General features: G+C 45.7%; 15 protein-coding genes. 3 read left to right on the top strand and 12 right to left on the bottom strand.

Translation table 11 applies throughout. The features are described from left to right. Positions 1 to 9: 9 nt before the first annotated feature. The 5 genes from ACMXYU_RS01665 to ACMXYU_RS01645 form a co-directional block, all read right to left on the bottom strand. Entirely contained in the window at positions 10 to 678 is a 669-nt protein-coding gene (locus ACMXYU_RS01665) for a riboflavin synthase (RefSeq protein ID WP_415899918.1), read from the bottom strand. Further along, positions 679 to 1,818, bottom strand: coding sequence for a bifunctional diaminohydroxyphosphoribosylaminopyrimidine deaminase/5-amino-6-(5-phosphoribosylamino)uracil reductase RibD (ribD, locus tag ACMXYU_RS01660; RefSeq protein ID WP_415899917.1), 1,140 nt, complete (start codon positions 1,816 to 1,818; stop codon positions 679 to 681). Then, on the bottom strand, positions 1,815 to 2,291 hold the full coding sequence (gene nrdR, locus ACMXYU_RS01655; protein ID WP_415899915.1) for a transcriptional regulator NrdR: 477 nt from the start codon (positions 2,289 to 2,291) through the stop codon (positions 1,815 to 1,817). Before nrdR ends, ribD begins: the two co-directional genes overlap by 4 nt. Positions 2,292 to 2,417: 126 nt before the next feature. Continuing rightward, positions 2,418 to 3,674, bottom strand: coding sequence for a serine hydroxymethyltransferase (glyA, locus tag ACMXYU_RS01650; protein ID WP_415883257.1), 1,257 nt, complete (start codon positions 3,672 to 3,674; stop codon positions 2,418 to 2,420). Between the two features lie 225 nt (positions 3,675 to 3,899). Continuing rightward, positions 3,900 to 4,316 (bottom strand): Hsp20/alpha crystallin family protein, encoded by a 417-nt coding sequence (locus tag ACMXYU_RS01645; protein ID WP_415899914.1) that lies wholly within the window; start codon positions 4,314 to 4,316, stop codon positions 3,900 to 3,902. A gap of 177 nt (positions 4,317 to 4,493) precedes the next feature. On the opposite strand from ACMXYU_RS01645, the gene ettA reads away from it, so the two are divergent. Continuing rightward, positions 4,494 to 6,158, top strand: a complete 1,665-nt coding sequence (gene ettA, locus ACMXYU_RS01640; protein WP_415886726.1) for an energy-dependent translational throttle protein EttA — start codon at positions 4,494 to 4,496, stop codon at positions 6,156 to 6,158. Between the two features lie 54 nt (positions 6,159 to 6,212). On the opposite strand, the gene ACMXYU_RS01635 is transcribed toward ettA, so the two are convergent. Next, positions 6,213 to 7,307 (bottom strand): GGDEF domain-containing protein, encoded by a 1,095-nt coding sequence (locus ACMXYU_RS01635; RefSeq protein ID WP_415899913.1) that lies wholly within the window; start codon positions 7,305 to 7,307, stop codon positions 6,213 to 6,215. Between the two features lie 218 nt (positions 7,308 to 7,525). Here ACMXYU_RS01635 and ACMXYU_RS01630 point away from each other — a divergent pair, with 218 nt between their 5' ends. Next, a complete protein-coding gene (locus tag ACMXYU_RS01630) occupies positions 7,526 to 7,897 on the top strand; it encodes a PilZ domain-containing protein (RefSeq protein WP_415899912.1) in 372 nt (123 codons plus the stop codon). On the opposite strand, the gene radA is transcribed toward ACMXYU_RS01630, so the two are convergent. Further along, positions 7,898 to 9,277 (bottom strand): DNA repair protein RadA, encoded by a 1,380-nt coding sequence (gene radA, locus ACMXYU_RS01625; RefSeq protein WP_415899911.1) that lies wholly within the window; start codon positions 9,275 to 9,277, stop codon positions 7,898 to 7,900. 146 nt (positions 9,278 to 9,423) lie between these two features. Between radA and ACMXYU_RS01620 the strand changes: the two genes are divergently transcribed. Beyond that, a complete protein-coding gene (locus ACMXYU_RS01620; RefSeq protein WP_415899910.1) occupies positions 9,424 to 10,701 on the top strand; it encodes an O-acetylhomoserine aminocarboxypropyltransferase/cysteine synthase family protein in 1,278 nt (425 codons plus the stop codon). 73 nt (positions 10,702 to 10,774) lie between these two features. On the opposite strand, the gene can is transcribed toward ACMXYU_RS01620, so the two are convergent. The 5 genes from can to ACMXYU_RS01595 form a co-directional block, all read right to left on the bottom strand. Further along, positions 10,775 to 11,503, bottom strand: coding sequence for a carbonate dehydratase (gene can, locus ACMXYU_RS01615; protein ID WP_415899909.1), 729 nt, complete (start codon positions 11,501 to 11,503; stop codon positions 10,775 to 10,777). Between the two features lie 55 nt (positions 11,504 to 11,558). Then, positions 11,559 to 12,626 (bottom strand): uroporphyrinogen decarboxylase, encoded by a 1,068-nt coding sequence (hemE, locus tag ACMXYU_RS01610; RefSeq protein ID WP_415899908.1) that lies wholly within the window; start codon positions 12,624 to 12,626, stop codon positions 11,559 to 11,561. Between the two features lie 605 nt (positions 12,627 to 13,231). Then, positions 13,232 to 14,653, bottom strand: coding sequence for an FAD-dependent oxidoreductase (locus ACMXYU_RS01605; protein WP_415899907.1), 1,422 nt, complete (start codon positions 14,651 to 14,653; stop codon positions 13,232 to 13,234). A 75-nt stretch (positions 14,654 to 14,728) separates the two neighbouring features. Then, positions 14,729 to 19,180 (bottom strand): glutamate synthase large subunit, encoded by a 4,452-nt coding sequence (gene gltB / locus ACMXYU_RS01600; protein ID WP_415899906.1) that lies wholly within the window; start codon positions 19,178 to 19,180, stop codon positions 14,729 to 14,731. Positions 19,181 to 19,375: 195 nt separating this feature from the next. Then, complete coding sequence (locus tag ACMXYU_RS01595; protein ID WP_415899905.1) at positions 19,376 to 20,935, bottom strand: SPOR domain-containing protein; 1,560 nt, start codon at positions 20,933 to 20,935, stop codon at positions 19,376 to 19,378. Positions 20,936 to 20,954: the final 19 nt, after the last annotated feature.

Genomic DNA, 20,954 nt, shown 5'->3' with positions numbered 1-20,954 from the left:
GTACCGTCGTTAGCGGTTAAAACCGTGAGCGATTAAGGTGTCCATTGTTAGGCCCTGTTCGCTCTGTTCATTATTATCAGTTGTTTGACCATGACCAATTAGGCGCTCTAGATAGCGAGCGATGATATCCACTTCCAAATGAACCTGTCGTCCTGTGACATATTCAGTCATGATCGTTTCTTGTGCCGTGTGAGGCACAATATTCAATTCAAAGCAGTCACCGTCAAGGGCATTTACCGTCAAACTAATACCATCAACCGTCACCGAGCCTTTCGCTGCTAAATAGCGTTGAATCGCAGCAGGTGCTTTGACACTAAAGCGAATGGAACGGGCATCTTCACTACGCGATACTATTTCACCAATACCATCGACATGGCCAGTGACAATATGACCACCTAAGCGACTGGTCGGCATCAATGCCTTTTCCAGATTCACTCGCTCTCCAATCGCTAAAGTATGGAAACGCGTATGAGCCAATGTCTCTCGAGAAACATCAGCAATAAAGCCATCACCGGGAAATTCTACTGCGGTTAAGCAAACACCATTAGTGGCGATGCTATCACCCAGTTTAACGTCCGCCAGATCCAACTGACCTGTGCGAACATATAAGCGCATATCACCCGCTTGCTCTTCAATCGCTGCAATCGTACCTACAGCTTCAATAATACCGGTGAACATCTATGCATTTTCTCCATATTGAGGCTGTAAGATCAGTTTTAGATCATCACCCAACATGCGGCTATCTAACATCTGCAGTTCTACCTGCTCTGACATTTTAGTTAAGGGTAGCTCAAATAGTGGTTTAGCCTGACTTCCTAACAACTTCATCGCCATATAAACATGAAGTTCATCAGCAAGTTTCTGCTCTACAAACGCACCGGCCAACACTGAGCCGGTTTCAACAAGCAGATCGTTACACTGCTCTTCAGACGCGAGCCAACGTAACAAAGGCAATAAAGCCACACGGCCATTTTCAGCAGGCATCACTAGAACTTCTGCACCTGCGTCCTTAAGTTTGTTCTGCGCTATTGTATCATCAGAACAAGTAACAATAAGCGTTCGCCCCGGCTGCTTAAGAATGGAAGCAGTCAGCGGCATCTGTAAACGGCTATCCAAAACAACGCGTAATGGCTGTTTCTGTACGACATCCGCAACATTAGGCAGATTTAACTGCGCTTCGCGAACCGTCAGTGCTGAGTCATCTTGTAGAATGGAACCTATACCAGTCAGAATCACTGACGATTGAGCCCGCAATTTCTGTACATCACCGCGTGCAGCAGGGCCCGTAATCCACTTAGATTCACCTGAAGCCATCGCTGTCCGACCATCAAGGCTGATCGCAGATTTAATCCTAACAAAAGGTAAACCCGTCTCCATACGCTTGATAAAACCGGGGTTCAACGCTCGAGCTGATTCTTCAAGTAAACCCGATGTAGCTTCAATACCTGCTTCACGGAGCATAGTCATACCACGACCAGCAACCTGAGGGTTTGGATCAACCATCGCGGCAACTACTCGCGCGACGCCAGCGTTGATTAATGCCTCAGAACAAGGCGGAGTACGACCATAATGGCTACAAGGCTCTAGGGTTACATACGCTGTCGCCCCTTTCGCTTCTTCACCCGCAGCACGCAGTGCATTCACCTCGGCATGGCCTTCACCTGCTCGATAATGAAACCCTTCACCCACGATATTGCCCTTTTTGACTAACACACAGCCAACACGCGGATTAGGTTGCGTGGTATATAGCCCCTCTTTCGCCAATTGAATGGCGCGGGCCATATATTCGCGATCAGAGACAGACCAAGTCGCACTCACTTTGCAGCACCCTCAGTATCATGCTCTTCCGATAAGCGTTCGATCTCAGCTTTAAACTCATTAATATCTTGAAAACTACGGTACACAGAAGCAAAACGTACATAAGCAACTTCATCGAGTTTGCGCAGTTCAGCCATCACCTCTTCACCAATCTGACGCGACGGTAGCTCGCGCTCACCTGTCGCACGTAGACGATGCTTAATACGGTTAATACAAGCTTCAAACTCTTCAATAGAAACGGGACGTTTTTCTAGTGCACGATGAATACCTGCACGAAGTTTTTCATCATCAAACGGTTGGCGAGAGCCATCAGCCTTAATCAGGCGAGGCATCAGCAGTTCTGCTGCTTCGTAGGTAGTAAAGCGCTCATTACAGTTAACACACTCGCGACGTCGACGCACCTGCTGACCTTCGGCCACCAGTCGAGAATCAACCACTTTGGTTTCATTGGCATGACAAAAAGGACAATGCATCAACTTTTCCTGTGTAAAGAGCGTTTATCTTCTCTGAGCTTAGTCTGAGAACAAAAAAGGGCGACCTTTTGGGTCGCCCGAGGATTGTACATTTTTCCGACTATAACTTACAGCCGGAACCCTGTTTTACTTGTATACAGGGAAACGTGCGCAGATCTCTTTAACTTGAGATTTAACGCGTGCGATCACATCATCATTGTTGATGTCATCTAGAATGTCGCAGATCCAGTTTGTTAGCTCTGTAACTTCCGCTTCTTTGAAACCACGGCGCGTTACAGCTGGCGTACCGATACGTAGACCAGATGTTACAAACGGAGAACGTGGATCGTTTGGAACAGAGTTTTTGTTTACAGTGATGTTGGCACGACCTAGCGCTGCATCAGCATCTTTACCTGTAAATTCTTTGTCGATCATATCAACAAGGAATAGGTGATCATCAGTACCTTCAGAAACGATCTTAATACCGCGTTTCATGAAAGTTTCAGCCATCGCCTGAGCGTTTTTAACAACCTGAGCTTGGTATTCTTTCCACTCTGGGTCCATTGCTTCTTTGAAGCAAACCGCTTTACCAGCGATTACGTGCATCAATGGGCCGCCCTGAGATTCTGGGAATACAGCGAAGTTAAGTTTCTTCTGCAGATCTTCATCAGCATTTGCAGATAGGATCAAACCACCACGTGGACCACCTAGTGTTTTGTGAGTTGTTGTTGTAACAACATCAGCGACACCGATTGGAGAAGGGTAAACGCCAGCAGCAACAAGACCTGCGATGTGAGCCATATCAACAAATAGGAACGCGCCTACTTTGTCTGCGATATCGCGGAAACGCTGCCAATCAACAACACGTGAGTATGCAGAGAAACCTGCAACGATCATTTTTGGTTTGTGCTCTTCAGCTAGACGCTCAACTTCAGCGTAATCGATCTCACCCGTTTCTGGGTTTAGACCGTACTGAACCGCATTGTAGATACGACCAGAGAAAGAAACTGCAGCACCGTGAGTCAAGTGACCACCGTGAGCAAGGCTCATACCTAGAACAGTATCGCCTGGCTGACAAAGCGCCATGTAAACAGCAGCGTTAGCTTGAGAACCAGAATGAGGCTGAACGTTTGCGTAAGTTGCACCGAACAACTCTTTAGCACGATCAATCGCTAGCTGCTCAACAACATCTACGTGTTCACAACCACCGTAGTAACGCTTGTTCGGGTAACCTTCAGCGTATTTGTTAGTCAGCGCAGAACCCTGAGCTTCCATAACGCGAGGGCTAGTGTAGTTTTCAGACGCAATCAGTTCGATGTGCTCTTCCTGACGTACAGTTTCAGCCTGCATTGCAGACCATAGATCCGCGTCGAAATCAGCGATAGTCATATCTTTGCTAAACATAGGAGTTTCTGTCCCCTGAATACAATGTGGACCCTGTTCAGCTGCAATAACAACGGCAAAGCCGCCAGAACATTCCAGCGTAGAACCATTTGGGAATTGGGAAAGCGCGTATTATAGCGAAACATTTCCGCGGATACACTTGAATCATCCGCAAAACTGCTTCAATTTTATTCAATAAAAAGAGCTCAGGGGCTTCCCCAAGCTCTTTTTACAATCGGAATAGGATCATTCGACTTTTACATTCGCCGTTTTCGCAGCGCCCGGGTCTGGCTTGGGCAAATTGACTTCCAACACTCCATTATCAAATTTCGCTGTAATTTTATCTGGATCAACACTGTCACCAACCGATAACCGTCTTACAAATTGTCCGAAATGACGCTCCTGACGAATTATTTTCCCTTCTTTTTCTTCCTTATCCTCTGTTTTAGTTTCAGCCTTAATCGTTAACAAACCATGCTCCAAACTTACCTGTACATCCTCTTTTTTCACTCCAGGTAAATCAGCCTTTATACAATACCCGGTATCAGATTCATGAATATCTATAGCAGGCACTTTATCATCACCGCTTGTAGTAACTGGAACAAAGAAACGATTCAAGAAAGCATCATCAAAAAGGCTGTTAAATCTTGATAGTTCACCCATGATCACTCTCCTCTATTATGTGGTTACTTTCTATACAGCAGATTCGTAATCTCAGTTTAGAAAGCCCTTCGACTCTCGCCAGTACAAAAATTGATCAGGATCAAGATAGATATTAATTACCAATTTCCGGTAAAATCGGGAGCATTAATTATTTAACAAATAAGAGTTGAACCCTTCATGGCTCAATACGTTTATTCAATGAACCGCGTTGGCAAAATCGTTCCGCCAAAGCGTGAAATCCTGAAAGATATCTCTCTTTCTTTTTTCCCTGGCGCCAAAATCGGCGTATTGGGTCTGAACGGTGCGGGTAAATCTACCCTACTAAAAATCATGGCTGGCTTAGATACCGACATTATCGGTGAAGCTCGCCCAATGCCTGGCATCAACGTAGGTTACCTACCTCAGGAACCAGAACTGGACGAAACAAAAACAGTTCGTGAGATCGTTGAAGAGTCCGTTGCTGATGTTAAAGAAGCGCTAGATGGTCTAGAAGCTGTTTATGCAGCTTACGCAGAACCAGATGCTGACTTTGATGAATTGGCTAAGAAACAAGCTGAATTTGAAAACCTGATCCAAGCTAAAGATGGTCACAACCTTGAAACAGCACTTGAACGTGCTGCTGATGCGATGCGTCTTCCTGCTTGGGATGCAGAAGTTAAGCACCTATCCGGTGGTGAACGTCGCCGTGTAGCGCTATGTCGCTTACTGTTAGACAAGCCAGACATGCTGCTTCTAGACGAACCAACCAACCACTTGGATGCAGAATCTGTTGCTTGGATCGAGCGTTTCCTTCAGGAATACCCGGGTACCGTTGTGGCAATTACCCACGACCGTTATTTCCTAGATAACGCTGCTGGCTGGATTTTGGAACTTGACCGTGGACGCGGCATTCCATACGAAGGTAACTACTCTTCTTGGTTAGAACAGAAAGAAGCCCGCCTAGAACAGGAAGCGAAACAGGAAGCTGCTCACCGCAAATCTGTTTCTGCGGAACTTGAGTGGGTACGCCAAGGTTCTAAAGGCCGTCAATCTAAATCTAAAGCGCGTCTTAAGCAGTTCGAAGAGATGAACTCTAAAGAGTTCCAATCTCGTAATGAAACACAGGAAATCTACATTCCACCAGGACCACGTCTTGGCGATAAAGTTATCGACGCGAATGGTATTTCTAAAGCTTACGGCGACAAGGTTCTATTTGAAGACCTAAGTTTCTCTATCCCACAAGGCGCTATCGTCGGCATTATCGGTGGTAACGGCGCAGGTAAATCCACGCTGTTCCGCATGATCGCTGGCGAAGAGCAACCAGATTCTGGTGAGATCGAAATCGGTTCTACTGTGCAGTTAGCTTACGTTAACCAGTCTCGCGATCTAAACGGCGACAAAACAGTGTTTGAAGAACTATCTGATGGTCAGGACATGATCACAGTAGGCAACTACACGACGCCTTCTCGCTCTTACTGTGGCCGCTTTAACTTCAAAGGCGGCGATCAGCAGAAGTTCGTCAAAGATCTTTCTGGTGGTGAGCGTAACCGTCTGCATATGGCGAAACTCCTTAAAGAAGGCGGCAACGTTCTGCTATTGGACGAACCAACCAACGACCTTGATATCGAAACACTACGTGCCCTTGAGGAAGCTCTTCTAGCCTTCCCAGGTTGTGCGGTAGTTATTTCCCACGACCGTTGGTTCCTTGACCGTATCTGTACTCACATGCTGGCTTACGAAGGCGACTCCCACGTAGAGTTCTTCGAAGGTAACTACACTGAGTATCAAGCTGATTACAAACGCCGTTACGGTAAAGAGCATCAGCCAGAGCGCATCAAGTACAAGCGTATTGCGGATCTATAATCCCTATACCTATAAAAAGCCGGGCAGTGCCCGGCTTTTTTGTTTATAAGACAATCAGTCAGCAATATTAACCTTATCTCGGCCGGTATCTTTAGCGCTGTATAAGGCATCGTCGGAGCGTTGCAATAGCGAATCCACATCATCTTCAGCTTTCAAACTGGCAACTCCTATACTCGTGGTAAAGCCAATTCTTTCTCCTGAAGGCGTTTTCACCTGCTCATCGTGGCAGCCCACGCGGATCTGCTCAGCCACTTCAACCGCCTGATTTGTATCCAGGCCGGGAAGCACCATTAAGAACTCTTCACCACCGTATCGACAAACTAAATCCAATCGCTTGCGAGCAGATTTTCGCATCACTTTAGCAAAACGCTGCAGCACGATATCACCTGCGGCATGACCGTAGGTGTCGTTAAAGCTCTTGAACTTATCTAGATCAAATAACAGAACACTCAGCGGCTTACCCTGATCTCTCATCAGTTTGATATCGCCACTTAACTGCTCCATCGCCTGCCGTCTATTTGCCAAACCAGTAAGGGGATCTCGTGTCGCTTGTCGATAAAGGCCCAACAACATGTTCAGTTGATTCACAGCCGCCCAACACGCAATTAAGCCCAATACAGCCAACAACCAGAGACTGTTAATCCCATCAATGGTACCAGCCAAGCCGCGGAACAATTGAGTTAGATACTCAACCAGCAAAAGAGCAACGGTATAACCCAGCGCCTCCAAAATAGACAAAGGAAAAACAGCCATCATGGTCATGATCATAAATGGAAAGAAGTGATAACCCGCCACATTAAATTCATAACCATGCGCAATGAGCATGGAGCTTGAGGCGCACTGAAAAGCAGACAAGATGACGACTAGCAAAGCAAGTCTTAACTTCGCTAAACGCATGCTATAGCGTTTATATCCCCACAGAGCCAAACCCACACAGGCAAGCGCCGTTAGACCACGAGCATATGCGATTGAGAGCAGCATATCCTCGGGCAATAGCAAATAATCCACCAGCAACCAAGCAGGCTGAATCAAGGCAAGTAAGAGGGAGATAATCCGAATACGACGAAAAAGAAAATGACTGCGAGTCTGGTTGAAATATCGAGAATGCCTACGACCACTGGAGACATCCAAAAGCGCTTCTAACAACATATTGTTTATTACTACTTTATTTTTATTCTTGTTATATCACTCAGCATGTAAGACTTAGTTTAGTCCAAATGCACAAGCTGAGCTTTAGAGATCAAACTATGATAAAGCCCTTTTATTTTCAAGGGTTATATTCGCGATTACATCTTGACCACAGTTTTTTTTGCAGTAATGTCTATAATTATATGAGCTAAATACTCTTTTTCTTAGGAAGAAATGCTGTGACCACATCAGATACTGAACGCCGTCGTTTTACCCGTATCCACTTTGATGCTCAGACTGAATTGAAGCGAGATAATGAAACTTGGGATGTCGCCTTAGTGGATATTTCTTTCAATGGTATTCTTGTAAAAAGTAAGCAACCACTAGCGCTGCAAAAAGGAGATGAAGTTCAAGCAGTCATCCACCTTCTCGGCGATGACATTGCTATTCGCACCCCTGCGACAATGGCCCATCAGCGTGACAATGAGTACGGTTTTCTCATCGAGAATTTGGATCTTGATTCACTAACACTGCTACGCCGCCTAGTCGAACTTAACCTAGGCGACGAAACATTGTTGGAGCGCGAATTAGATCATTTTTTTGAAGACTAACTAGAGCGCCTCTAAAGCCTCTGTCAATTTAGTAACAGCTACAATATCCATGCCTTGAAGCTGCTCTTTAGGGACGTTTCCTTTAGGAACGATTGCACGTTTAAATCCATGCTTAGCAGCTTCTCGGATTCTTTCCTGTCCATTTGGTACAGGCCTTATCTCCCCAGACAAACCGACCTCCCCAAATACCATTAGGTCATGCGGTAAAGATTGATCACGGAAGCTGGACACAACCGCCAGCAGCAACGCCAAGTCGGCACTGGTTTCTAATACCTTCACCCCACCTACAACGTTAACAAAAACATCTTGGTCACCCGTCATAATGCCGCCATGACGATGCAACACAGCGAGTAACATAGCCATTCGGTTTTGCTCTAAACCTACAGCAACACGACGAGGGTTATTCATATGGGATTGATCAACTAACGCCTGAATCTCTACTAACAAAGGGCGAGTACCTTCCCAAACCACCATAACAACACTGCCGGGGCTCGGACCTTCTTCACGACTTAGGAAGATTGAACTTGGATTTTTAACTTCCTTCAGGCCGTTTTCGAGCATGGCGAAAACACCCAATTCATTCACCGCACCAAAACGGTTTTTATGCGAGCGCAAGGTTCTAAAACGAGAATCAGACGACCCCTCAAGCTGAAGGGAACAGTCAATCATATGCTCCAAAACTTTCGGCCCAGCCAAAGAACCGTCTTTAGTAACATGGCCGACAAGGAACAAAACTGTGCCTGTTTGTTTTGCATAGCGAGTTAGGTACGCAGCTGATTCCCTTACCTGAGATACAGAGCCCGGAGCTGATTGAACATCAGCCATGTGCATCACTTGGATAGAATCAATAACCATCACTTTCGGTTTTAACTGTTGAGCGGTGTTACAGATTTCTTCAACGCTAGTTTCAGAGAGCATTTTTAATTGCGCGGTTGGCAAACCTAAACGGCTAGCGCGCATGGCCACTTGTTGTAATGATTCCTCACCGGTGACATAAAGTGCAGGCATCCGTTCAGCCAAAAAACACATTGTCTGTAACAACAAAGTACTTTTACCGGCACCTGGATGACCACCCATCAGAACTGCAGACCCAGGAACCAAACCACCACCAAGCACTCGATCCAACTCGCCTGCGCCGGAAGTAAAGCGCGGCATCTCCTCTAGCGCTACTTCAGAGAGATTAACCACCTTATCTTTACCAGCACCACCTGCATAACCATCAAAACGCACATTACGCGCTTCATTCGTAGCGGTCTTCGCAGTCGCTAAACGAACCTCGGTCAAGGTATTCCAAGCATTACAGGCGGTACACTGCCCTTGCCACTTAGTGTAATCGGCTCCACAGTCATTACATACGTAGGCTGTTTTTTGGCGTGCCATCACTCTCTCCAAAGCTTTATCTATAAGTAAGAATTCTACCCAACACTCTGCTTATAACCTATAGATCTTTTCTTATTTTATGATTGCTCTACAATCAGATACCTATATAAGAACAAGGGTAAACCCCTACATCACAGGAGATGTATATGAAGCTGGAAACAATTGCCGTTCACGGTGGCTACTCCCCAGACCCAACAACTAAAGCGGTTGCGGTTCCGATCTATCAAACTACATCTTATGCTTTTGATGATGCTCAACATGGTGCTGACCTTTTCGATCTCAAAGTAGAAGGTAATATTTATACCCGCATCATGAACCCAACGACTGACGTACTTGAAAAGCGTCTAGCAGAAATGGAAGGCGGTATCGCTGCTCTTGCTGTAGCGTCAGGTATGGCAGCAATCACTTACGCGATTCAAACAATTGCAGCGACTGGGGACAATATTATCTCCACCAGCGAATTGTACGGTGGCACCTACAACCTGTTTGCTCACACGCTACCTCATCAAGGGATCGAAGTTAGATTTGCCAACAAAGATGACGTTAGCGAAATCGAGAGCAAAATCGATGCAAACACTAAAGCGCTTTTCTGTGAATCTGTAGGTAACCCATCAGGCGGTATCGCGGATATTGAAAAGCTAGCGGATGTGGCACACCGTAATGGCATCCCGCTGATTGTGGATAACACAGTACCAAGCCCTGCTATGTGGCGCCCCATCGAGCACGGTGCCGACATCGTTGTTCACTCAGTGACTAAGTATATTGGCGGACACGGTAACTCTATTGGTGGCGTAGTTATCGATTCGGGTAAATTCCCCTGGGCAGACAATGCTGAACGTTTCCCTCTGCTAAATACACCTGATGCGTCTTACCATGGTGTTGTCTATACCGAAGCCCTTGGCCCAGCCGCTTATATTGGTCGCTGTCGTGTAGTACCACTTCGTAACACCGGCGCCGCTATATCTCCTATGAATGCCTTCATGATCCTACAAGGCCTAGAGACTCTGGCCCTCCGTATGGAGCGCATCAATGAAAACAGCGCAAAGATTGCTAACTTCCTAGAGCAACACGATCAGGTTAGCTGGGTTAAGTATGCAGGCCTCGAAAGCCATAAAGACTACGATCTTGCTCAGAAATATCTGAACGGGCAAGCATCCGGCATTATCAGTTTCGGTCTTAAAGCGGGCCGAGCAGCCACAGCACCGTTCTATGATGCTCTGCAGATTTTCACTCGACTGGTAAACATCGGTGACTGTAAATCTCTTGCGGCCATTCCAGCTGAAACAACACACCGTCAGCTCAATGATGAGGAACTGGCATCAGCTGGCGTATCACCTGAGATGGTTCGTTTATCGATAGGTATTGAACACGCTGATGATCTGATTGCAGATTTAGAACAAGCACTTGCTGCTGTGAATAAATAACACCTTTATCGAACTAGAAAAATTGATATAAAAAGGCCGCTAAATATGCGGCCTTTTCTTATTCAATCAGAACTCAATTAAAAATCGATTTAACTTTATTCCACATGGTACGTGCATTTTCTTCTGGCGCCTCAGGTGACTGAGCCAATTCACGAAGTTTATGCATTTTATTCATCGCAAGTTGGTACTGTTGTGTAACATCGTCAGCACTGGATGCATTGAACTCAAGATCATTTACTAAGCCATCTCTTAAACCATAGATCCAGCCATGGACAGTAACTTCCTGATCATGCGCCCAAGCTTGCTGCAAAATTGTGGTTTCACACAGATTCCTAGACTGCTCAATCACATTAAGCTCACACAAACGATCCAACTGCTGGTGCGAGTCCTCCCATGTAGACAGGAAGTCTTTATGTTTGTCATAAACACGACGAATATTACGCAGCCAATTATCAATCAGCCCATGGGGTTCATCTTCGATAGAAGCCGCTACACCACCACAACCATAGTGGCCAACAACCATGATGTGCTTAACTTTAAGCACCTCTACCGCGTATTGAACGACTGACAGACAATTCATATCTGTATGAACAACAACGTTTGCAACGTTACGGTGAACAAATAGCTCACCCGGCATCATGCCAACAATTTCGTTCGCAGGAACACGACTGTCAGAACAGCCAATCCACAGATACTCAGGTGATTGCTGTTGCGCTAGTGTTTCAAAAAAATGCGGGTCTTCCTGATTTATCTTTTCCGCCCATTCGCGGTTGCTTTCTAAAAGATGAGTAAGCTTGTTCATTAATCACTCTTATAAACAAAGAGGGGCTTATGCCCCTCTGAAATCCAAATCAAAATTAAGACTGATGATACTTCGCACTTAGTTCGTGTACTGCATCAACAAACGCTTTAGGCTGCGCTGGATCTACAAACTGGTGAATACCATGGCCTAGATTAAATACGTGACCAGAACCATTGCCATACTGCCCTAAGATGAACTCAACTTCTTGTTCAATACGGTTTGCTGGAGCATATAGAACACTTGGATCCATGTTGCCTTGAAGAGCAACTTTGTCACCTACACGCGCACGCGCATTACCAATATCTGTTGTCCAATCCAAACCTAGCGCATCAGAGCCTGCTTCAGCCATTGCTTCTAGCCACTGACCGCCATTCTTAGTAAACATGATCACTGGTACTTTACGACCATCGTGTTCGCGAATTAGACCATCAACAATCTGTTTCATGTATTTAAGCGAGAACTCTTGGTAGCAAGGACCACTTAGTGCACCGCCCCAAGTATCGAAGATTTGTACAGCCTGTGCACCCGAGCGAATCTGCTCGTTCAAGTAAGTCGTTACAGACTGTGCAAGCTTATCTAGCAACGCGTGCATAATCTCAGGCGTTGCATACATCATCTGCTTAACATGACGGAAGTCTTTACTAGAACCACCTTCAACCATGTAAGTAGCAAGTGTCCACGGGCTACCAGAGAAGCCAATCAGCGGTACACGACCGTTTAGCTCACGACGGATCTCTTTAACCGCATTCATTACGTAATCAAGATCTCTTGCTGCATCTGGTACAGGCAAGTCAGCAACGTCTTGTTCTGTACGGATGATCTTTTTAAAACGTGGGCCTTCACCCACTTCAAAGTAAAGCCCAAGACCCATTGCATCCGGAATTGTTAGGATATCGGAAAACAAAATTGCAGCATCGAGGTCATAACGCTCTAAAGGCTGAATGGTAACTTCACAAGCCAACTCTTTATTTTTGCAAAGGCTTAGAAAATCACCCGCTTTCGCACGAGTCTCACGGTACTCTGGAAGGTAACGACCCGCCTGACGCATCATCCAAACTGGAGTTGCATCTACAGGTTCACGAAGTAATGCACGTAGGAAACGATCGTTTTTCAATTCAGCCATTTGTGTCAGCCACTTATATCTTGTAAATTCGAATTGGTCGCTATTTTAACGATTTTTAAGAGGAATTACCTGTGATTCCATCCCTCTTTAACTAACTTTGTGATCTAAGTTTGAAAAAATACTGCCTGTTACTGTTTTTAGTTATTTTGAGTGGTTGCCAATCCCAACCGACTAAGCCCATAAATCTGGCTCCTGCCAAGTTAGCAATATTTCAAAAAAGAGCAAGTTTGGTTAGATACTAGCGCTACCAGCACACACAATGAGCAAACGTTTAATAACAAACTAAAAACAAGATTGGCCTTATATGGCGCTGAAGACATCCGAACATTAGGCTCATCACAATCACCTAAGACAGGGCAGGTTATTCAAAGCCGAGTAATTCCATTTAATGGACGACAACGATATCAGATGAGGATCAGTAGGAATCAACGAGAACTTATTTCTGCAGATTATCCCATCTCATCAACTAACAGTGATCAGTTAGCTATCAATGATTTCTTAAGCAGCATTCACCATAAAATCATCAATGCTGATCAGTATTTTTAGACATAAAAAAATCCGGCCTTCTTAGAAGTACCGGATTTTCTAAACGGATTAGTTAGAGATTAAACTTCCAAGTAATCCAGCATACCTTCAGCAGCCTTACGACCTTCAGCAATCGCAGTTACCACTAGATCAGAACCGCGTACCATATCACCACCAGCGAATACTTTTTCGTTAGTAGTCTGGAACGGGAATGCATGCTGTTCTGGCGCTTTAACACGACCATCTTCATGCAGATCAATACCAAAGTCAGCAAACCATGGCGCTGGGCTAGGACGGAAACCAAATGCCACAAGAATAGCATCCGCTTCTAGAACCTCTTCAGAACCCGGAACGACTTCAGCACGACGACGACCATTTTCGTCTGGCTCGCCCATCTGTGTGCTAACAACCTTGATACCGGTTACTTTGCCGTTTTCACCTACAACTTCAACAGGCTGACGGTTGAACTGGAACTGTACGCCTTCTTCACGCGCATTTTCCACTTCTTTCTTAGAACCAGGCATGTTCGCTTCGTCACGACGGTAAGCACAAATTACAGACTCAGCGCCCTGACGGATAGATGTACGGTTACAGTCCATCGCAGTATCACCACCGCCAAGCACAACAACTTTCTTACCCTTCAGGTCAATGAAGCCGTTTTCATCTTGCTCGAAGCCAAGGCAGTTATTCACATTAGAGATCAAGAACGGAAGCGCATCATACACACCATCTAGATCTTCACCTGGGAAACCACCTTTCATGTAAGTGTAAGTGCCCATACCTAGGAATACTGCGTCGTATTGATCGATCAGATCCTGCATCTGAACATCTTTACCTACTTCAGTATTCAGACGGAATTCAACACCCATCTCAGTAAAGATTTCACGACGACGAGACATTACGTCTTTTTCCAGTTTGAATTCTGGAATACCGAACGTTAGAAGACCGCCGATCTCTGGATTACGATCAAAGACTACTGGTTTAACACCATTACGTACCAGAACGTCCGCAGCAGCCAAGCCTGCAGGACCTGCACCAATCACTGCAACTTTCTTATCAGTCTTTGGTGCCTGAGACATATCAGGCTTCCAACCCATCGCGAATGCAGTATCTGTAATGTACTTTTCTACAGAACCGATAGTTACCGCACCAAAACCGTCGTTCAGTGTACAAGCACCTTCACATAGACGATCTTGTGGGCAAACACGACCACAAACTTCTGGCAGAGAGTTAGTCTGGTGACTTAACTCAACTGCTTCCATGATGTTCCCTTCAGAAATTAGCTTCAGCCAATTCGGGATATGGTTATGCACAGGGCATTTCCATGAACAATATGGGTTACCACACTCTAAACAACGGTGTGATTGCTCAGATGCTTCTTCTTTCGCAAACGGCTCGTAGATCTCACCAAAGCCTTCTTTACGTACATCTGCATCAATTTTCTGTGGTCCTTTACGACCCACATCGAGGAACTGAAAATCGTTGTTCAAACGGTCAGCCATAATCCTCACCTCTTAAAAGCAGCCCTTAACAGCAGGGCTGCGGATTATTCTTCATCTACTTTTTAAATCTGCTTCTTATTCCGGACGTGTACGGATGTTAGATAGCAAATCATTCAGGCTTGCAGCTTTTGGTTTAACCAACCAGAAGCGACCGATGTAATCATCAAGGTTATCGACGATCTCTTGGCCCCATGCACTGCCTGTCTCTTTAGTGAACTCAATGATCACAGAGCGCAGATGATTTTTGTAAGCTTCCATATTTTCAGTGTGGATACGCTGAATCTCTACTAGTTCGTGGTTATATTTATCCACAAAGCTATTATCCATATCCAGAACGTAAGCAAAGCCACCTGTCATACCAGCACCGAAGTTGTAACCCGTAGAGCCCAACACAGTAACTAGACCACCCGTCATGTATTCACAACAGTGATCGCCAGCACCTTCAACAACAGCATGTACACCAGAGTTACGCACACCGAAACGCTCGCCTGCTTGACCCGCTGCAAATAGCTTACCGCCAGTAGCACCGTATAAGCAGGTATTACCCATGATGGCAGTTTCATTTGACTTGAATGTTACTTCGTCAAATGGGCGGATAACGATCTTACCGCCAGCCATACCTTTACCAACGTAGTCGTTAGCATCACCTTCTAGGTATAAGTTCTGGCCACCAGCGTTCCAAACACCGAATGACTGGCCTGCATGACCTTTAAACTTGAAGGTTACAGGCTGATCACTCATGCCTAGGTTGCCATGCTGTTTAGCAATTGCACCAGAAGTACGGGCACCGACAGAACGGTCACAGTTAGTGATCACCAGTTCGTATTCACCGCCAGTCTTATCAGCAATCGCTTTCTCAGCAAGCTCTAGCATCTGAGTATTCAACTCAGCTAGGTCGTAAGGCTCGTTACGCTCTACCTGACAAGTGTTAGGGAACTCTTCACCAGCAGATGTCAGAATTGGAGATAGATCCAAGTTCTTCTGGCGAGGTGTTTCACCGTCAAGGATCTCTAGAAGATCTACGCGACCTACTAGTTCTTCCATAGAACGAACACCTAGCTGTGCCATTAACTGGCGAGTTTCTTCAGCAACGAAACGGAAGAAGTTCTTAACCATCTCTACCGTACCGCGGAAGTGATCTTCACGCAGTTTATCGTTCTGAGTCGCAACACCGGTCGCACAGTTATTCAAGTGACAGATTCGTAGGTACTTACAACCCAATGCAACCATTGGCATTGTACCGAAACCAAAGCTCTCAGCACCTAGGATCGCGCCTTTAACAACGTCCAAACCAGTCTTCAAACCACCGTCTGTTTGTAGACGTACAGAACCACGTAGTTGGTTACCACGTAGAGACTGGTGTGCATCGGCAAGACCAAGCTCCCATGGAGAACCTGCGTAATGGATCGATGTCAATGGTGACGCCGCTGTACCACCATCGTAACCAGAGATAGTGATCAAATCTGCGTATGCTTTAGCAACACCACATGCGATCGTACCTACACCTGGACGAGATACCAGCTTCACAGAAACTAGCGCTTCTGGGTTAACCTGCTTAAGGTCAAAGATTAGCTGCGCCAAGTCTTCGATCGAGTAGATATCATGGTGCGGCGGAGGCGAAATTAGCGTCACGCCTGGTACAGAGTAACGTAGACGTGCAATCAGGCTATTAACCTTACCACCAGGTAGCTGACCACCTTCACCCGGCTTAGCACCTTGAGCTACTTTGATCTGCATAACTTCAGCGTTAGATAGGTATTCTGGTGTTACACCGAAACGCCCCGAAGCAACCTGCTTGATTTTAGAACGCTTCATCGTGCCGTGACGAGCAGCATCTTCACCACCTTCACCGGAGTTAGAACGACCACCAAGTTCGTTCATCGCAACAGCAAGTGCTTCGTGAGCTTCTGGAGACAATGCACCTAGGGACATTGCAGCAGAGTCGAAACGCGGGAAAATATTGTCAGCCGGCTCTACCTCATCAATTGAGATAGATTTAACATCTTTACGCAAGCCCAGCATGTCACGTAGAGTTGCGTAACCGCGGTTATTAACCAGCTCAGCGTAGCGTTGGTAAGCTTCAGGATTACCAGTTTCTACAGCTTCGTGGATAGTCTTAACTACGTCTGGATTATAAGCGTGGTATTCACCACCGTGCTTATACTTCAGCAAACCACCTGCTTGAATTGGCTTACGCGCAGTCCAAGCTTCTTTGGCTAGGAGGCCCTGCTCAAATTGGAAGTCCTCGAAACGAGCACCTTCAATACGGCTAGTAACACCTTTGAAACATAGGTCAACGATCTCAGAGCTTAGACCAATAGCTTCAAACAACTGTGCACCACGGTAAGAGGCAATTGTAGAGATACCCATCTTAGATAGGATCTTCATCAAGCCCTTGTTTATGCCCTTACGGTAGTTCTCGTGAGACTGAAGCGGCTCAATTTGAATTTCACCAGCAGCACAAAGATCGTTAAGAACACGGTAAGCAAGGTATGGGTAAACAGCTGTTGCACCAAAACCAAATAGTACCGCGAAGTGATGAGGGTCACGAACCGTACCACTTTCAACTACGATGTTAGCATCGCAGCGTAAGCCTTTATCAACTAGACGGTGGTGTACCGCTCCTGTCGCTAAAGCAGCGTGAACAGGTAGGCAACCACGAGCGATATTGGCATCACTTAGCACTATAATCACTTTGCCATCACGAACAGCTTGTTCAGCTTGATCAGCAATAGACTTGATCGCATCCTCAAGAGAGATCTCTTCAGGGCTATAGTTCAGATCAATTTGTGCAACTTCAAAGCCTGGCTCTTGGTTATCACGCAGACGGTTAAACTTGCTTGCGGATAATACAGGCGTAGTCAGAATTACACGACGAGCGTGTTCTGGTGTCTCTTCGAACACGTTCTGTTCAGCACCGATACACGTTTCCAACGACATAACGATCGCTTCACGCAGAGGATCGATTGGCGGGTTAGTAACCTGAGCGAATTGCTGACGGAAATAGTCATATAAAGAACGTACACGGTCTGATAGGACAGCCATTGGCTTGTCATCACCCATAGAACCGATCGCCTCCATACCACTCTCACCAAGTGGACGAAGGATCTGGTCACGTTCTTCAAAAGTAACCTGGAACATTTTCATATGAGTTTTGATCTCGTCCGCTGACATAGCAGGGAAAGATTTAGACTCTTCTTCCAAGTCCATAGTCTGCTCTAGACGAAGAGCATTCTCTTTCAGCCACTTTTTGTATGGCTGAGCGGCTTTAAGACGATTATCTACATCTTGAGTATGTAGAACATCACCTGTTTGCGTATCGATAGCCAAGATCTGACCCGGACCTACACGACCCTGTGCGACAATATCTTCAGGCTGATAGCTAAATACGCCGATTTCAGATGCCGTACAGATATAACCTTGTTTAGTCATTACCCAACGAGATGGACGCAGACCGTTACGGTCAAGCATACATACAGCAAAACGACCATCGGTCATTACCATACCTGCAGGACCATCCCATGGTTCCATGTGCATAGAGTTGAAGTCATAGAATGCACGTAGATCTGCATCCATAGTTTCAACGTTCTGCCATGCTGGTGGTACGATCATACGTACTGCACGGTAGATATCCATGCCTCCAACCAATAGGAACTCAAGCATGTTATCCATACTTGAAGAGTCTGAACCTGTTGTATTCACAATCGGTTGCAGCTCATCTAGGTTAGGTAGTAGATCTGTAGCAAATTTACTTGCACGTGCTTTAGCCCAGTTACGGTTACCGTCAACCGTATTGATCTCACCGTTATGTGCTAAGAAGCGGAAAGGCTGAGCTAAAGGCCAGCGCGGTGCAGTGTTAGTAGAGAAACGCTGATGATAAGTACATACAGCTGTTTCAAGACGCGGATCTGCCAAGTCTTTAAAGAACACAGGTAGATCAACAGGCATAGTTAAACCTTTATAGGAGATAACTTTGTCTGAGAAACTACAAATGTAGAAATCTTCATCAGCTGACATTGCAATCTCAGCTTTACGGCGCGCTGTAAACAAGCTAATTGCTAGTTCACGTTCAGTTTTGCTTGCCGCAGTAATAAAGACCTGTTCGATGAGTGGCAGGGTATCTTTTGCGATAGGCCCTAAACAAGATTCATCGGTTGGAACTACACGCCATCCAGCAACTTCAAGACCTTGATCAGTAATCGCTGTATTTACTGCACTACGTGCTGCTTCTGCTTTCGCAGCATCACGTGGCAAAAATACCATACCAACCGCATAAAATTCGCCTAGATCGGTGTTAAATTCTTCCTGCGCAACGGTACGCAAAAAACCATCAGGTTTTTGCATCAACAGGCCACAACCGTCACCTGTTTTACCATCTGCCGCAATGCCACCACGGTGTGTCATGCACGCTAGTGCTTCGATCGCTTTTTCTAGCAGATCGTGACTCGCTTGGCCTTGCATGTGTGCCATAAGGCCAAAGCCGCAGTTATCTTTGAATTCACCGGGGCGATAAAGACCTTTGCTCATAAGCCATTCCCACTTAAAAATACTTAAAAATCAATATCTTAATAATTCTTTCTGCTGCAATATATACGCCACTCAGCAAAAAGGGACAGCTATTCTACACGCGAAGTGGGTTTGGGACAAATTTCAAACAGTTGCCCGAGGATATTGGGAAGGTAATGACCCACTCAACAAGCAAGCCATCTATTTGTTTTTAAACTATTTTTTGCTTTTAATATCTATTTTTACGCCTTGAATACTTCTTGCCCAAGGTTTCACGTTTTGTAGCTCTTTTGGCAATTTCCTGATGGCTGCATTCGCAATATCTCTATTAGCAAACTTCCCATGTACAACTACGTGCCACGGCAACCCTTTATATATTGTCGAGAAGTGGTAAAAGTCACTTGGTTTCTGCTGAGATTTGATAAAACCAAGGGCACTTTCTTCTGACCTAGCACCTAACATCTGCAAGGTATAACCTTTATCAGGCCAACCCATCAACGCTTGCTCACTTTGACTCAGCCCCTTCGATGCTACTGCTTCCTCCTTGGGTTTCTTCTCTTGAGATTTAACCTTTGAAATCGCAGGCGAAACAGAAGGCTGCGTTTCGCCACTTGCTTTAACAACCTCTCTAAGGTCTTTTTCCAACTGAGCCGTATCCACCTTGGATACTGCCGGAGCACTAACAGCAGGCACTGAAACAACCTCTGTTTGAGGAGGTTCAACCTTAACAGCTTGCCTAGGCTTGGCGTCAGCAATACTTGGCGGATCGGTTACTACCGGCGCGGGTTTAGCTACACTGTTTAGTTTATCTTCCTGCTCTTTTAAGCGAGCCGAGAGCTCTTCTCTTACTGAAGGATTTTTTTCTAGAAGCATGTCAGGCTGCACAGCCTTTTCTGTCCGGCCACTCTCAATTTTAATCGCTTCAGGTTGCTCTACAGCTGCTGGAACAACTAATGGCACGGTTACCCGTTCTTCGACTGCCACTTGCTGATCAATATCAGGCTCTTCTGGCATAAATTTCCACAGTGAAACCCCCACAATACCTAATAACACAACAGCTATACCCATCATATGAATGGGTGGCAGAGGGAATGCAGTTTTTTTCCGCGGGGGAACTGTAATTTTGCCACCAGCAAGCAGAGTTTCTATTCGCCCCGGCATACCACCAGACAGAGAGATCAAATCTGCTTTTTTCTTTTCAGGAAGCGATGTCAGCGCTGGATGACAAATCTGTAGATATTCAGCAGCTTCTTCATCCGACATACCCTCAATAGCAACATGGTGAACACGCCCTTCCATCGCTTTAACAAGGTCTGTATCTAAAACAGCTTCTGCGTATGATGGTTCAGACATCAAAAGTAACTGCGCACCTGCCGCATGCAGATTCATCAGCAATTCAAACGCCTCATTAGACAGATATTCCGCATCATCAATCAGTATCAGACATTTCTGACCCGCTGAACTCAGTGCTTTTAGCTGAAGGTGGAAAACTTTTAGTTGATCAGCAAACCCGGTCCCGGCCGCATCATGACTTGGTAATTGACTGATAAGGGATGCAAGCAATTTTTGCTGCGATAATTCCGCTTCAGGCGTTATAAAGCAGCTACAAAGTGTTGTATCGCCCTTTTCGGGATGGAGCTGATCCAATAAAGTACTTTTTCCTGCTCCTCGTTCCCCTGAAACTAATAGCAAGAAATCAGAAAACCTAACCAAATGCTTTAGTTTATCTAGTAGTTGAAGACGACTTGGCGGTTCAAAGTAAATATTTGACTTCATCAGAAAGGATCAACTCTTA

This window comes from Neptuniibacter sp. QD48_11 (assembly GCF_047778095.1).
Taxonomy (GTDB): domain Bacteria; phylum Pseudomonadota; class Gammaproteobacteria; order Pseudomonadales; family Balneatricaceae; genus Neptuniibacter.
The sequence above is the reverse complement of the archived record's forward strand: the minus strand, read 5'-3'. Positions and strand labels throughout refer to the sequence as shown.